Raw genomic sequence first — 14,210 nt, forward strand, 5'->3', positions numbered from 1 at the left:
AACTGTCATGCCCGGGCTTGACCCGGGCATCCAGGAATGTCGATGCCGCTCTGGGTGGCCCCTGGATCGCCGGGTCAAGCCCGGCGATGACAATAAAAATTGAGTCCGACTCCTCTTCCGCACCCCGAAACCCTTAACCGGACACCCGTAGGCTTGACCCGAGGATCCAGGGGCGGCCTGAGCCGCTCTCCGTGGCCCCTGGATTGCCGAGTCAAGCCCGGCAATGACAGGAAAAAGGAGGGAGGAGTCACCCGAAATTCAGCATCACGTGCCGGACGATGGTGTAGTCCTCCAGCCCGTACATCGACATGTCCTTGCCGTAGCCGGACATCTTCAGCCCGCCATGCGGCATCTCGGTGGTCAGGGTGAAATGCGCGTTCACCCAGACGCAGCCGTATTGCAGCCGGGCCGAGGTCTTCAGCGCGGTCTTCACGCTGCCGGTCCACACCGATGAGGCGAGGCCGTAGTCGCTGTCATTGGCCCAGGCGATGGCGGCGTCCGGGTCGTCGAAGCGGGTGACCGAGACGACCGGCCCGAACACCTCCTTGCGCACGATCTCGTCGGTCTGGAGCGCCCCGGCCACCAGGGTCGGCTTGAAGAAGAAGCCGCCGCCCTCGGCCTTGCCGCCGCCGGTCACGATCTCGGTGTGCTTCTGCGCCGCCGCGCGTTCGACGAAGCTGGCCACCCGGTCGCGCTGGCGCTCGCTGATCAGCGGCCCCAGCTCGGTCGCGGCGTCGTCGGGCGCGCCGTATTTCAGGCTGGCGACCGCGCCCGCCAGATCGGCCACCAGCCGGTCATAGACCTTCGGCCCGGCATAGACGCGGCAGGCGGCGGTGCAGTCCTGGCCGGCATTGTAGAAGCCGCCGGCGCGCACGCCCGCCACCACCGCCTCGAGATCGGCATCGTCGAACACCAGCACCGGTGCCTTGCCGCCGAGCTCGAGATGGGTGCGCTTCAGGCTCTTCGCCGCCGCCTGCAGCACCTTCTGGCCGGTGGCGATGTCGCCGGTCAGCGACACCATGCGCACCTGTGGGTGGCTGGTGAGGGCCGAGCCGACGGTCTCGCCGCGGCCGGCGACGATGTTGATCACGCCCTTCGGGAAGATCTCGGCCAGGGTGCGGGCCAGCTTCAGCGCGGTCAGCGGCGTCTGCTCCGACGGCTTCATGACCACCGTGTTGCCGGCGGCCAGGGCCGGGGCGATCTTCCAGGCCAGCATCATCAGCGGGTAGTTCCAGGGTGCGATTGACCCGACCACGCCGATCGGGTCGCGCCGGATCATGCTGGTGTGGTTGGCGACGTATTCGCCGGCGGCCGAGCCGGTCAGGCAGCGCGTGGCGCCGGCGAAGAAGCGGAAGGTGTCGATGATCGCCGGCATCTCGTCTTCCAGCACCCGGGCATAGGGCTTGCCGCAGTTCAGCGATTCGAGGTGGGCGAAGGCCTCGGCCTCGCGCTCGATCGCGTCGGCCAGCTTCAAGAGATGCGCGGCGCGCTGGGCCGGGGTGGTCAGCGACCAGCTTTCGAAGGCGCGGGCGGCGGCGGAAACGGCGGCGTTGAGCTGGGCCTGCGAGGCCTCCGGCACCTCGACGATCAGCCTGCCGGTCGCCGGGTTCAGCACCTGCTCGGCCTGGCCTTCGCCCTTCGCGAAGGCGCCGTCGATCAGAAGCTCGATATCCATGGATGCTCTCCCTTCAGGGCGGTCCGGTCTTACTTGCCGGAGCCGGAGAAGTCGTGGGTGTCGCGGGTGAGGTAGTAGGCGCCGAGGATCGGCAGGACGGTGACGGCGATGACGATGATCGCGACGACGTTGGTCACCGGCCGCTGCCGCGGCTTGATCAGCTCGGTCAGCATCCAGATCGGCAGGGTCTGCTGCTGGCCGGCGGTGAAGGTGGTGACGATCACCTCGTCGAAGCTGAGGGCGAAGGCCAGCATGCCGCCGGCCAGAAGGGCCGTGGCGATGTTCGGCAGCACCACGTGGCGGAAGGTCTGGAACCCGTCGGCGCCGAGATCCATCGACGCCTCGATCAGCGAGCCGGAGGTGCGCCGGAACCGCGCCAGCACGTTGTTGTAGACCACGACGATGCAGAAGGTGGCGTGGCCGATGATGATGGTCCAGACGCTGAACGGGATCTCCATCAGCGCATAGGCCGAGCGCAGGGCGATGCCGGTGATGATGCCGGGCAGGGCGATCGGCAGGATGATCAGGAGCGACAGGGACTCGCGCCCGAAGAAGCGGCTGCGCCAGACCGCGGCGGCGGCGCAGGTGCCCAGCACGATGGCCAGCGCCGTCGCCAGCGCGGCGACCTTCACCGACAGCCACAGCGCCGCCCAGATGTCCGGCCGGTCCAGCCAGGCGACGCTGAACCATTGCAGCGTCAGGCCGGGCGGCGGGAACTGGAAGGTCTTCTCGTCACTGGAGAAGGCGTAGAGCAGGATGAACAGCAGCGGCACATGCAGGAACAAGAGGCCGCCGAGGGCCATCAGGCGCAGGCCGAGCGGAGCGCCGGTGCCGGCGGTCACTTTGCCGTCAGAGCGCATCGAAGGCCCCCAGACGTTTCGCCGCCGTCAGATAGATCGCCATGATCACGATCGGCACCACGGTGAAGGCGGCGGCCAGCGGCACGTTGCCGGCGGTGCCCTGCAGCTGCAGCACCACCTGGCCGATGAAGGGGCGGGAGGAGCCGATGATGCCCGGGATGATGTAGTCGCCGAGGGTCAGCGAGAAGGTGAAGATCGACCCCGCGACCACGCCGGGGAAGGCCAGCGGCAGGATCACGGTGCGGAAGGTCTGGGCCGGCCGGGCGCCGAGATCGGCCGAGGCCTCGGTCAGCGACCGCGGCACCCGCTCCAGCGCCGCCTGCACCGGCAGGATCATATAGGGCAGCCAGATGTAGACGAAGACCACGGCGGTGCCGATATAGGCGCTGGACAGGGACGGGCCGCCGACCACCGGCAGGGCCAGGATGCCGTCCAGCAGCCAGGTCAGGTGCAGCTCGGCCGCCAGCCAGGTGATCACGCCCTCGCGGGCCAGGATCAGCTTCCAGGCATAGACCTTGACCAGATAGCTCGACCACAGCGGCAGCATGATCGCGATGTAGAAGGCCGCCTTGGCCCGGCCGCGGGCGTAGCGCGCGACGTAATAGGCGATCGGGAAGCCGATCAGCGCGCATACTATGGTAACCGTCGCCGCCATGACCGCCGTGCGCAGCACGATATCCATGTTGGCGGCGGTGAACAGCGCCCGGTAGGTCGACAGGGTGAATTCCGGGACGATCATCCCGGTGAAGTCGTCGACCGAATAGAAACTCTGCAGCAGCAGGGCGAACAGCGAGCCGAGATAGACCACGCCGAGCCACAGCAGCGGCGGCGTCAGCAGCAGGATCAGCAGCAGCCAGCCATTGCGGTACAGGATCCGCGCCGCGCGCCGGCCGAAGCCGTCCGCCGCGGGGGCGGGGAGGGTGGCCGCCATGGTCACGCTGCGACACCTTCTGGTGGGTGGGGCGCCAGCGGATGGGCGTGGTCGCGCCGCCAGGCCAGCCGCACCGCCTGGCCGGGCGCCTTGGGCGTGGCGTCGAGGTTGGATTCGACCACGTCGACGGCGCCGCCGGGGGCCAGCGCCACGCGGTAGCGGGTGGTGGCGCCGAGGAAGCTGACGCCGTCGACCGTGCCGGCGACCTCGACCGCATCCGCGGGCGCGGGCTGGCCGTCGCCGAGGATCCGGATGCGCTCCGGCCGCAGGGCGAAGGGCCGGGCCTGGCCCATCAGCTTCCCGGCCGTGGCGGCGTCGACCATGTTCGAGGCGCCGACGAAACCGGCGACGAAGGCGGTGGCCGGCCGGTCGTAGATCGCGGCGGGCGTGTCGATCTGCTCGACCCGGCCGCGGTTGAACACCGCCACCCGGCCGCTCATCGCCAGCGCCTCGCCCTGGTCGTGGGTGACGTAGACGAAGGTGATGCCGACCTGGCGCTGCAGCGCCTTCAGCTCCTCCTGCATCGCCTCGCGCAGCTTGAGGTCGAGGGCGCCGAGCGGCTCGTCCAGCAGCAGCACCGAGGGGCGGTTGACCAGGGCGCGGGCCAGGGCGACGCGCTGGCGCTGGCCGCCCGACAGCTGGGCCGGCCGCCGCCCGGCGAAATCGCCGAGCTTGACCATGGCCAGCATCTCCTCGGCCCGGCGCCGCCGCTCCGCCTTCGGCACGCGCCGGATCATCAGCCCGTAGGCCACGTTCTCCCACACGCTCATATGCGGGAACAGGGCGTAGTCCTGGAACACGGTGTTGACGTCGCGGTCATAGGGCGGGGTGGTGGAGACGTCGTGGCCGTGCAGCAGCAGGTGCCCGGATGTGGGCTGCTCGAACCCGGCGATCAGGCGCAGGCAGGTGGTCTTGCCCGAGCCGGAGGGGCCGAGCATGGAGAAGAACTCGCCGTCGCGGATCTCGAAGCTGACATCGTCCACCGCCCGCACCGAGCCGAAATGGCGGCTGACATGGTCGAAGCGGACGGCAATGCTGCGGTCGGTCATGGGTCAAACGCCCTGATGATGGGTGTGTTTTGTGGCGAGATGCTCCTCACCCAAAACACGCTGTCATTCCCGCGAAAGCGGGAATCTCTTCGGATCGAAGCCTTCGCGAGATCCCCGCTTTCGCGGGGATGACGGAAGAAGGGGGCGGCGCCCTGTGTCAGAGGGCGCCGACGAAGCCTACCGCCCGCCCAGGATGGCGATGTAATCCGTGGTCCAGCGCAGATAGGGCACGCAGCCTTCCGGATGCGCCTCGCATTGCTGGCGCGGCGTGGTCCAGAAGTGGATCTTCTCGAAATTCTCGAAGCCGTTGGTCTTGCAGCCCTCGGCGCCGAGCAGCTGGTTGCCCTTGCAGGCGTCGGGCACCACCGGCACCGACCCAAACCAGGCGGCGAGGTCGCCTTGCAGCTTCGGGTTCAGCGAGTGCTGCAGCCATTTGTAGGCGCAGTTCGGATGCGCCGCGTCGACATGCAGCATGGTGGTGTCGGCCCAGCCGGTCGCCCCTTCCTCCGGGATCACGCTGGCGATCGGCTTGTTCTGCGATTTCAGCAGGTTGACCTGGAACGGCCAGGTCGAGGAGGCGACGACGCCCTCGTTGACGAAGTCGTCGACCTGGGCCATGGCGTCGTGCCAGTAGCGCATCACCAGCTGGCGCTGGCCGCGCAGCAGCTCGAGCGCCGCCTTGTACTGCTCCTCGTTCAGCTGGTACGGGTCCTTGATGCCGAGCTCGGGCTTCGCCTTCATCAGATACAGCGCCGCGTCGGCGATGTAGATCGGCCCGTCATAGGCCTCGATCCGGCCCTTGTTCGGCTTGCCGTCGGGCAGGGTGGTCGGCTCGAACACCACGCTCCAGCTCTTCGGCGGCTCCTTGAACACCTCGGTGTTGTAGGCCAGCACGTTCGGGCCCCACTGATAGGGCACGCCGTAATGCTTGCCGTCGACGGTGAACCAGGGGGCGTTCTGCAGCCGCGGATCGATGGTCTTCCAGCCGGGGATCAGCTCGGTGTTGATCTCCTGCACCCGCTTTCCGTAGATCAGGCGCAGGCTGGCGTCGCCGGAGGCGGTGACGAGGTCGAAGCCGCCCTCGTTCATCAGCGCCACCATCTCGTCCGAGGTGCCGGCGACCTTGACGTTGACCTTGCAGCCGGTCTCCTTCTCGAAGCCGGTCACCCAGTCATAGGCCTTGTCGGTCTCGCCGCGCTCGATATAGCCGGCCCAGGCGACGATATCGACCTGGCCTTCGCCCGGGCCGATCTCGGTCAGCGGCGCGGCGCCGGCCAGGGCGGTGGCGCCGATCATGGCGAGGGCGCTGCCCAGGGCCAGGATCCGGCGGAGGTGCGGTCCCATATTGGTCTCCCCGTTGGTTCTGTTGTTGGGGAGAATGCTAGGTCCGTTGCCGGGATCCCGAGAAATATGAAATATCCTGTTTTGCTATCGGGAAAACCGATGGCTACAGCGACCGCAGCCGCGGCGCCGGATGGGTGCGGGCGACCTGGATGAAGGTCTCGGCAGGGGCGGAGAGGGGCGAGCCGCGGCGCCAGACCACGCCGACATCGAGGGTCGGCAGCGGATCGGCGAGCGGCCGGGCCTCGATCCGGTCGCCCTCCAGCGACCAGGGGCGATAGGCCATGTCGGGCAGGATGGCGACGCCGGCGCCGGTCGCCACCAGGCTGCGCACGGCCTCGACCGAAGCGGTGCGCAGGACGCGTTTCGGGATCAGCCCGGCGGCCCGCCAGAGCAGGTCGCTGGCCTCGACGATCTCGTCGACCGCCAGCGCGATCAGCGGCTCGTCGACGATCTCGGCCAGCGGGATCGCCTCGCGCCCCATGAAACGGTGGTCGGGCGGCAGCCACAGCCGGCTCTCGGAGCGGACCAGGATCTCGCTCTCCAGCGCGTCGCGGTTCTCCAGCGTCGAGACGATCATCACCGCGACCGCGATCTCGCCATTGATCATCAGGTGCTCGATATAGGTCCGCTCCTCCTCGATCACCTCGACCGTGACGTTCGGGAACACCCGCCGGAACCGGGCCAGCAGATCGGCCAGGAAATAGCCGGAGACCATGGCGGTGACGCCGAGCGGCAGCGTGCCCTGCACCGCCTCGGGCAGGGTCCTGAGCGCGTTCTGGGCGTCGGCCACCGCGGCCAGGATGGTGCGGGCGTGGCGCAGGAACTGGTGGCCGGGATAGGTCAGGATGACGCCGCGGGCATGGCGCTCGAACAGCCTTGCGCCGGTCTGCTCCTCCAGCGCCTTCAGAGCGTCGGTGATCGCCGATTGCGAGATGCCGACCGCCGCCGCGCCGCCCGAGACAGAGCCGGCTTCCGCCACCGCGGTGAAATAGGCGATCTGGCGCAAGGTGACGTTCATGTCGTCACGGTCCCGCCGCCCGGGGCTGGCTGCAAGGAAAATCGATGGCAAGAGCAGATGATCGGCAAAACCGAACGAAATTTTGTAATGTGCCATGCACGGCAGGAATGCAAAGCCCCCGACAGCCTTGACTTTTGTGCACTGCGCCACGACATTCCGGGCGCTGCCACGGCAGCCATCGGCCACCGATCGCGTGAGCGCTCCCCTCCGGGATGCGTCCTGTCGGTCCCGATCGAATTCATCCGACTGCCCAGATCGCGCGGGGCGTCATCGTCAACCCGCGCTCATCGCCACGACCCGGAAGGACCGGGCCCGGTGGCTCGGCGTCGTTGTTACCGAAAGTACCCCTTTGACCAGTTTTACCGATCTCGGCCTGAACCCGCTGATCCTCAAGGCTCTGGCGGCCGAAGGCTATGAGACCCCCACCCCGATCCAGGCGCAGGCCATTCCCCATCTGCTGCAGGGCCGCGACCTGCTGGGCGTGGCACAGACCGGCACCGGCAAGACCGCCGCTTTCGCCCTGCCGATCCTGCACCGGCTGATGGCCGACCGGCGCACCGCGCCGCGCCGCGGCTGCCGCGCCCTGGTGCTGAGCCCGACCCGCGAGCTGGCCAGCCAGATCGCCGAGAGCTTCCGCGTCTATGGCCGCCATCTGCCCCTGACCCGCACCACCGTGTTCGGCGGCGTCGGCATGGGCCCGCAGATCCGCACCATGGCGCAGGGCGTCGACGTGCTGGTCGCCACGCCGGGCCGGCTGCTGGACCTGATGTCCCAGGGCGCCATCCGCCTCAACGAGCTCGACGTCTTCGTCCTGGACGAGGCCGACCAGATGCTCGACATGGGCTTCATCCACGCCATCCGGAAGATCGTGGCCACGCTGCCGGCGAAGCGGCAGAGCCTGTTCTTCTCGGCCACCATGCCGACCGACATCTCCGACCTGGCCGGCCGGCTGCTGACCGACCCGGTTCGGGTCGAGGTGGCGCCGGTCGCGACCACGGCGGAGCGCATCGACCAGCGCGTCATGTTCGTCGAGAAGGACGACAAGCGCGCGCTGCTGACCGAGATCCTGCGCGATGACGAGAGCATCCGCCGCGTCCTGGTCTTCACCCGCACCAAGCACGGCGCCGACCGGGTGGCCAAGCAGCTGACCCAGGCCGGCATCGTCGCCGACGCGATCCACGGCAACAAGTCGCAGAGCCAGCGCGAGCGCGCGCTGCTGGGCTTCCGCAACGGCAAGGTGCGGGTGCTGGTGGCGACCGACATCGCCGCCCGCGGCATCGATGTCGACGGCGTCACGCATGTGATCAACTTCGAGCTGCCGAACGTGCCGGAGAGCTATGTCCACCGCATCGGCCGCACCGCGCGCGCCGGGGCCGACGGCATGGCGATCTCCTTCTGCGACGTCGAGGAGCGCGCCTATCTGCGCGACATCGAGAAGCTGATCCGCCAGCCGGTGCCGGTGGTGGAGGAGCATGCCTACCGCTCCACCATCCCCTTCACCCAGCGCAGTGCCGGCCCGGGCCCGCGCGGCCAGGGCAAGCCGCAGCAGCGTGGCGGCCGCCCGCAGGGGCATCAGGGCCAGCGCCCGCATGGCCATGGCGGCCATCACGGCCAGGGGCAGCGACCCCAGGGCCAGCGGTCGCATGGCCATGGTGGCCATCATGGCCAGGGCCAGCGCCCGGCTCATCAGGGCGGCGACCGCCGTCCGGCGCCGGCGAATGACGGCGGCTCGGCGCCGATGCGCCGCCGGCCCGTTGGGCGATAACCTGAGCAGTGCCGGGGCTTCGGTCCCGGCACCGTCCCGGATAGACTGCGAGCCATGACCTCGAACGCCGACACGCACCGCCTCTCCGTGGCGCCGATGATGGACTGGACGGACCGGCACTGCCGGTTCTTCCTGCGCCAGATCTCGCGCCGCGCCCGGCTGTACACCGAGATGGTGACGACCGGGGCGGTGCTGCACGGCGACCGCGAGCGCATCCTCGGCTTCTCCGAGGCCGAGCAGCCGGTGGCGCTGCAGCTCGGCGGCAGCGACCCGGAGGCGATGGCCCGCGCCGCCGCCATCGGCGCCGACTGGGGCTATGCCGAGATCAACATCAATGTCGGCTGCCCGAGCGACCGGGTGCAGTCCGGCCGCTTCGGCGCCTGCCTGATGGCGGAACCCTCGACCGTCGCCGCCTGCGTCGCGGCGATGCGCGCCGCCTGCGACGTGCCGGTCACCGTCAAGTCGCGCATCGGCATCGACGACCGCGACAGCTACGAGGAACTGATCGACTTCATCGGCACGATCGCCGAGTCCGGCTGCGACACCTTCATCGTCCATGCCCGCAAGGCCTGGCTGAGCGGGCTGAGCCCGAAGGAGAACCGCGAGATCCCGCCGCTGCGCTACGAGGTGGTGCACCGGCTGAAGCGCGACTTTCCGCACCTCACCATCGCCATCAACGGCGGCATCACCTCGCTCGACGCGGCCGAGGCGCAGCTGGCCCATGTCGACGGCGTGATGATCGGCCGCGAGGCCTATCAGAACCCCTGGATGCTGGCCGAGGCCGACCGCCGGATCTTCGGCGAGGACGGGCCGGTCCGCAGCCGCCGCGACGCGATCGACGGCTTCCTGCCCTATGTCGAGGCGATGCGCTCGAAGGGCGTGCCGCTGGGGGCCATGACCCGCCACATCCTCGGCCTCTATCAGGCGGTGCCCGGCGCCCGCGCCTTCCGCCGCCACCTGGCCGAGAACGCGCACCGTCCGGGGGCGGGGCCGGAGGTGCTGCGCGCCGCCGTGGATCTGGTCGAGACCGCGATCGAGCAGCGCCGGGCGGCCTGACCCGGACACCCCCCGAATTCAGGGGGATGGAGCCGGATCCGTGCCGCACATAGACTCCGGCACAGATCCGTCGGAGGGGGGCTCCTGTGGCGTTGAGGCATCCGATTCTCGCGGGAAACATGCGCCTGCAGCGGGCGGCGGCCGGGCCGCCTTCGGTGAAGCCGCAGCCGTCGGTCGAGGATCCCGATGCCGTCCGCCGGATCCAGCAGGCCCTGAGCCAGCTCGGCTTCTTCGCGGATGGCGGCGACCTGCCCGGCGTCTTCGGTCCCGGGACCACGGCGGCGGTGATCGCGTTCCAGCAATCGGCGTTCCCGGCCGACAGCCGGCAGTGGGACGGCTTCGTCGGCCGCGGCACCTTGGCCAAGCTCGATGCACGCCTCCTGGCCGGCCCCGGTCCCCGGCCCGGTCCGTCGCCCTCGGCCGACGAGGTGGTCCAGACCATGCCGGCCGAGGACATCCAGCCGGCGACGTTCGGCTACCGGATCGTCGAGCCCTCCTCGGTCACCCGGGTCGATCCCGGCAGCGGCAATCTCGTCCCGTTCGACACGGTGACGCCGAAGGTGCCGATCCGCCGGCTGATGTACCGCATCACGCGGCAGGGAAAGGTCTATTGGGTCGGCGCTGCGGTGCCGACCACCGTCGAGGCCTTCGACGAGGCGCAGATCTTCTTCCATCCGGCCCCGGGCCAGGCCGGCCTGAGCGATGCCGACTATCCGACCTTCGCGGGCCGCTGGGACAACGTCTATCGCTATGTGCCGTGGCTCGGATCCCAGCTCGCCGAATCCGGCCGGAGGCAGGTGCTGCTGGTGCCGTTCATGGCGGGGCACATGTATGCGACGCTCGGTTTTCTGGCCGGCGACCCGGTCGCCCGCATCACCGAGCTGCTGGGCATCGTCCGCGGCACCGTGACCGGGGACGCGACCCCTCCCACCGTCCGCGCGATCGGGGCCGCCAGCTTCAGCGTCGGCATCTCCGCCCTCGCGACCTTCGCGCGCCAGGCCGCCCCGAGCGGGCTGCTGACCGACCTCACCGATTTCGACGGCCTCTATTCCAACAGCCCGCACAAGCATTTCTCCGGTGCCGGCGGGGCCGTCTTCCGGCGATACCTGCAAGGCGGGCTGAGACCGGGCGGGCATCGCGTCTACAGCGCCCCGGCGGCCCGCTGGACCGCCTATTCGCCGCCCCCCAGGACCGGCAACGACGTCCACATCCTGATGCCCAACCTCTTCCTTCACGCCATGTCGTGGCTGGCGTGAGCCGGGCAGCATCCCTCATTCCGCCGGGAGCAGGTCGTGTCATGGATGCCGCCCCGACGACCCGACAATCCGGCCTTGACAGCCGAGGCGCCGCCCCGTACTTAGGCGGCCCCGACGACGCGGGGGCGCGTAGCTCAGCGGGAGAGCACTCCCTTCACACGGGAGGGGTCACAGGTTCAATCCCTGTCGCGCCCACCATCATCCTCAAATGACGGAAGCCGTTGAACCTGGGCTTCGGTCATCCCGCAGGATGAACCTTTCGGAATTCCCAGAAGCGTCATTGCGAGCGCAGCGAAGCAATCCAGGGCCGCAAGAGCGGAAGCATGGATTGCTTCGTCGGCTCCGCCTCCTCGCAATGACGGCTGGGGACGACAGCCGAGGCCGCATCTGGATATCGCCGCAATCGCGCCCCAGTTTCACCCCAGTCTAGCGACCCATCGCCACAGCGAGGACACCGACGCGCATGCCCCGACTGCTTCGGACCGCCATCGCCGCCTCGGCCTGTGCCCTGATCGCCACGGCGCCGGGCCCGGCCGCCGCCGATGCCGGCGCCCGCATGACCTATGACGTCTATGTCGGCGGCCTGCGCATGCTGGAGGTGACGTCCGGCCTGTCGCTCGGGACCGACCGCTACGATGTCGACCTGTCGGCCCATGTCGTCGGCATCGCCGCCACCTTCAGCGACTGGCGTTCGAACGTCCGGTCGAGCGGTGCGCTGGACGGCGCCCGGGTGCGCCCGGCCCGCAATGTGGTGGAGCGGATCAACGGCGACGACGGCAGGACCACCACCATCACCTTCCTCGGCGGCGGCCGGATGGATGTCGAGGTCGTGCCGAGCAAGAAGCCGAAGCGCGAGCAGACCATCCCGCCCGAGCGGCTGGTCAATGCGGTGGACCCGCTGAGCGGCGTGGTCTCGATCCTGCAGGCCCTGCATGTCGGCGCCGCCGCCTGCGCCGGCCAGGTGCCGGTGTTCGACGGCCGCCGGCTGTACCGCGCCGACCTGACCGACGGCGGCACGGTGATGCTGCAGAAGGCGGAGCAGGGGGTGTATGGCGGCGCGGCCCAGCGCTGCACCCTGTCGCTGACGCCGATGGTCGGCGACTTCAACTTCGGCGACGAACGGCGCACCACGAGGCCGACGGAATATTTCCAGCGCAGCTCGCGGGCGCCCGACCAGCGGGTGATCGACACCTGGCTGGCCTCGCCGCGCGCCGGCCTGCCGGCGGTCCCGGTGCGGATCGAGAGCGAGTCGCCCTGGGGCCGCGTCGTGGTGCATCTGCGCGCGATCGCGGCCGGTGCCTCCTGATCTCAGCCGAAGGCCGTAACCCGCCGAAACAATAATTGAATTTCGCTTTCCGGGCGGTCGTGGCAGACCACACCCCACGCTGTCCTGTGACGTTGGAGCTGCCGCCCGTGAGCGCTGTCGCCTGTCTCATCCTCGCCGCCGGCAAGGGCACGCGGATGAAATCCGACCGGCCCAAGGTGATGCACGAGATCGCCGGCCGGTCGATGCTCGGCCATGTCGCCGCCGCTGCCCAGGCCCTGGCGCCCGAGCGGATCGTCGTGGTGGTCGGCCCGGGGATGGAGGCGGTGTCGCGCAGCGTCGCGCCGCTGCCGACCGTCGTCCAGCCGGATCAGAAGGGCACCGGCGACGCGGTGCGCGTGGCGCTGCCGGCGATCGAGGGCTTCCAGGGCGATGTCATCGTGCTGTTCGGGGACACGCCGCTGCTGTCGCCCGCGACGCTGGAACGGCTGGTCGAAGCCCGGCGCGCCGCCGAGGATCCCGCCGTGGTGGTGCTCGGCATGCGGCCGGCCGACCCGGCCCAGTACGGCCGGCTGGTGCTGACCGGCGACGGCGGCCTCGACCGCATCGTCGAGTTCTCCGAGGCCAGCGAGTTCGAGCGCCAGATCGGCCTGTGCAATGCCGGGATCATGACCTTCGACGGCCGCCGCCTGCCCGAGCTGATCGCGGCGCTGAAGGCCGACAACGCCAAGGGCGAGTTCTTCCTGACCGACACGGTGGCCGCCGCCCGCGCCCGCGGCTGGGCCTGCAGCGTGGTCGAGGGCGACCCGGCCGAGGTGATGGGGATCAACTCCCGGGTCGAGCTGGCCGAGGCCGAGGCGATCCTGCAGGACCGGCTGCGCCGCCGCGCCATGCTGGAAGGCGCGACCCTGATCGACCCGAAGACCGTCTGGTTCTCGGCCGACACAAAGGTCGGGCGCGACGTGGTGATCGGGCCGTCGACCTTCTTCGGCCCGGGCGTCACCATCGAGGACCGGGTCGAGATCCTGGGCTTCTGCCATATCGAGGGGGCGACCATCCGCTCCGGCGCCCGGATCGGGCCCTTCGCCCGGATGCGGCCGACCACGGTGGTGGGCGAGGGGGCGCATATCGGCAATTTCGTCGAGCTGAAGGCGGCCGATCTCGCGGCCGGCGCCAAGGCCAACCACCTGTCCTATCTCGGCGACGTCTCGGTCGGCGAGAAGACCAATATCGGCGCCGGCACCATCGTCTCGAACTACGACGGCTACAACAAGTTCAAGACCAGCATCGGCGCCGAGGTCTTCGTCGGCTCGGACACCGTACTGGTGGCCCCGGTCACGGTCGGCGACCGCTCCAACATCGCCGCCGGCAGCGTCATCACCCGCGACGTGTCGCCGGACGCGCTGGCGATCGGCCGCGCCCGGCAGGAGGAGAAGCCCGGCTGGGCGCCGCGCTACCGCGAGAAGAAGAAGGCCGAGAAGGCTCGGCGCGAGCAGGAGAAGAGGGGCTGATGTGCGGCATCGTCGGCATTGTCGGGAGGCAGCCGGTCGCGTCGCGGCTGGTCGAGGCGCTGAAGCGGCTGGAGTATCGCGGCTATGACTCGGCCGGCATCGCCACGCTGGTCGGGGGGCGGATCGAGCGCCGCCGGGCCGAGGGCAAGCTGGCGAACCTCGAACGGCGCCTGGACGAGGCGCCGATCGACGGCACCATCGGCATCGGCCACACCCGCTGGGCGACGCATGGCCGGCCGAGCGAGAGCAACGCCCATCCGCACGCGACCGGCCGGGTGGCGATCGTGCACAACGGCATCATCGAGAACTTCCGGGAGCTGCGGCGCGAGCTCGAGGGGCTCGGCCACGTCTTCGCCACCGAGACCGATTCCGAGATCGTCGCCCATCTGGTCAGCCATTACCTCGACCGGCAGATGGCGCCGCGCGAGGCCAGCGCCGCGGCGCTGAAGCGGCTGGAGGGGGCCTTCGCCCTGGCCTTCCT

11 protein-coding genes, 1 tRNA gene and 1 pseudogene are annotated in these 14,210 nt (G+C 69.6%); 7 read left to right on the forward strand and 6 right to left on the reverse strand.

From position 1 onward, the window contains the following. Window positions 1–247: 247 nt before the first annotated feature. The 6 genes from G537_RS0128065 to G537_RS0128090 all read right to left on the reverse strand — a co-directional run bounded on the left by G537_RS0128065 (window position 248) and on the right by G537_RS0128090 (window position 6,877). Complete coding sequence (locus G537_RS0128065) at window positions 248–1,675, reverse strand: gamma-aminobutyraldehyde dehydrogenase (protein WP_026872914.1); 1,428 nt, start codon at window positions 1,673–1,675, stop codon at window positions 248–250. A gap of 29 nt (window positions 1,676–1,704) precedes the next feature. After that, a complete protein-coding gene (locus tag G537_RS0128070; protein WP_026872915.1) occupies window positions 1,705–2,535 on the reverse strand; it encodes an ABC transporter permease in 831 nt (276 codons plus the stop codon). Beyond that, on the reverse strand, window positions 2,525–3,466 hold the full coding sequence (locus tag G537_RS0128075; protein ID WP_026872916.1) for an ABC transporter permease: 942 nt from the start codon (window positions 3,464–3,466) through the stop codon (window positions 2,525–2,527). Before G537_RS0128075 ends, G537_RS0128070 begins: the two co-directional genes overlap by 11 nt. A 2-nt stretch (window positions 3,467–3,468) precedes the next feature. After that, window positions 3,469–4,515 carry an ABC transporter ATP-binding protein gene (locus G537_RS40340; protein ID WP_051249232.1) on the reverse strand — a complete coding sequence of 349 codons (1,047 nt, stop codon included), beginning with the start codon at window positions 4,513–4,515 and terminating at the stop codon, window positions 3,469–3,471. Between the two features lie 177 nt (window positions 4,516–4,692). Then, window positions 4,693–5,859, reverse strand: coding sequence for an ABC transporter substrate-binding protein (locus G537_RS0128085; protein WP_026872917.1), 1,167 nt, complete (start codon window positions 5,857–5,859; stop codon window positions 4,693–4,695). A 103-nt stretch (window positions 5,860–5,962) separates the two neighbouring features. Continuing rightward, window positions 5,963–6,877: a LysR family transcriptional regulator gene (locus G537_RS0128090; RefSeq protein WP_026872918.1), complete on the reverse strand. Its 915-nt coding sequence runs from the start codon at window positions 6,875–6,877 to the stop codon at window positions 5,963–5,965. Between the two features lie 349 nt (window positions 6,878–7,226). On the opposite strand from G537_RS0128090, the gene G537_RS40345 reads away from it, so the two are divergent. The 7 genes and pseudogenes from G537_RS40345 to G537_RS0128125 all read left to right on the forward strand — a co-directional run. Then, window positions 7,227–8,642 (forward strand): DEAD/DEAH box helicase, encoded by a 1,416-nt coding sequence (locus G537_RS40345; protein ID WP_081689100.1) that lies wholly within the window; start codon window positions 7,227–7,229, stop codon window positions 8,640–8,642. Window positions 8,643–8,696: 54 nt separating this feature from the next. Then, window positions 8,697–9,698, forward strand: a complete 1,002-nt coding sequence (dusA, locus tag G537_RS40350) for a tRNA dihydrouridine(20/20a) synthase DusA (protein WP_051249233.1) — start codon at window positions 8,697–8,699, stop codon at window positions 9,696–9,698. A gap of 119 nt (window positions 9,699–9,817) precedes the next feature. Next, on the forward strand, window positions 9,818–10,954 hold the full coding sequence (locus tag G537_RS44800) for a peptidoglycan-binding domain-containing protein (protein ID WP_026872919.1): 1,137 nt from the start codon (window positions 9,818–9,820) through the stop codon (window positions 10,952–10,954). A 123-nt stretch (window positions 10,955–11,077) separates the two neighbouring features. Beyond that, window positions 11,078–11,152: transfer RNA gene (locus G537_RS0128110), tRNA-Val, on the forward strand. 265 nt (window positions 11,153–11,417) lie between these two features. Then, a complete protein-coding gene (locus G537_RS0128115) occupies window positions 11,418–12,260 on the forward strand; it encodes a DUF3108 domain-containing protein (protein ID WP_026872920.1) in 843 nt (280 codons plus the stop codon). Between the two features lie 107 nt (window positions 12,261–12,367). Further along, the gene (glmU, locus tag G537_RS0128120) at window positions 12,368–13,729 is read left to right on the forward strand and encodes a bifunctional UDP-N-acetylglucosamine diphosphorylase/glucosamine-1-phosphate N-acetyltransferase GlmU (RefSeq protein ID WP_026872921.1); all 1,362 of its coding nucleotides are present in this window, start codon (window positions 12,368–12,370) and stop codon (window positions 13,727–13,729) included. After that, a pseudogene (locus G537_RS0128125) lies at window positions 13,729–14,210 on the forward strand (glutamine--fructose-6-phosphate transaminase (isomerizing)); the annotation flags it as partial. The gene glmU and the pseudogene G537_RS0128125, both read left to right, overlap by 1 nt.

This window comes from Inquilinus limosus DSM 16000, from assembly GCF_000423185.1.
In the GTDB taxonomy this organism is placed as follows: domain Bacteria; phylum Pseudomonadota; class Alphaproteobacteria; order DSM-16000; family Inquilinaceae; genus Inquilinus; species Inquilinus limosus.

What these genes read in the sequence shown, in the direction of transcription:
- G537_RS0128065 (WP_026872914.1), bottom strand. Translation starts at nt 1,675, where the DNA reads ATGGATATCGAGCTTCTGATCGACGGCGCCTTCGCGAAGGGCGAAGGC.
- G537_RS0128070 (WP_026872915.1), bottom strand. Translation starts at nt 2,535, where the DNA reads ATGCGCTCTGACGGCAAAGTGACCGCCGGCACCGGCGCTCCGCTCGGC.
- G537_RS0128075 (WP_026872916.1), bottom strand. Translation starts at nt 3,466, where the DNA reads ATGGCGGCCACCCTCCCCGCCCCCGCGGCGGACGGCTTCGGCCGGCGC.
- G537_RS40340 (WP_051249232.1), bottom strand. Translation starts at nt 4,515, where the DNA reads ATGACCGACCGCAGCATTGCCGTCCGCTTCGACCATGTCAGCCGCCAT.
- G537_RS0128085 (WP_026872917.1), bottom strand. Translation starts at nt 5,859, where the DNA reads ATGGGACCGCACCTCCGCCGGATCCTGGCCCTGGGCAGCGCCCTCGCC.
- G537_RS0128090 (WP_026872918.1), bottom strand. Translation starts at nt 6,877, where the DNA reads ATGAACGTCACCTTGCGCCAGATCGCCTATTTCACCGCGGTGGCGGAA.
- dusA (WP_051249233.1), top strand. Translation starts at nt 8,697, where the DNA reads ATGACCTCGAACGCCGACACGCACCGCCTCTCCGTGGCGCCGATGATG.
- G537_RS44800 (WP_026872919.1), top strand. Translation starts at nt 9,818, where the DNA reads ATGCGCCTGCAGCGGGCGGCGGCCGGGCCGCCTTCGGTGAAGCCGCAG.
- G537_RS0128115 (WP_026872920.1), top strand. Translation starts at nt 11,418, where the DNA reads ATGCCCCGACTGCTTCGGACCGCCATCGCCGCCTCGGCCTGTGCCCTG.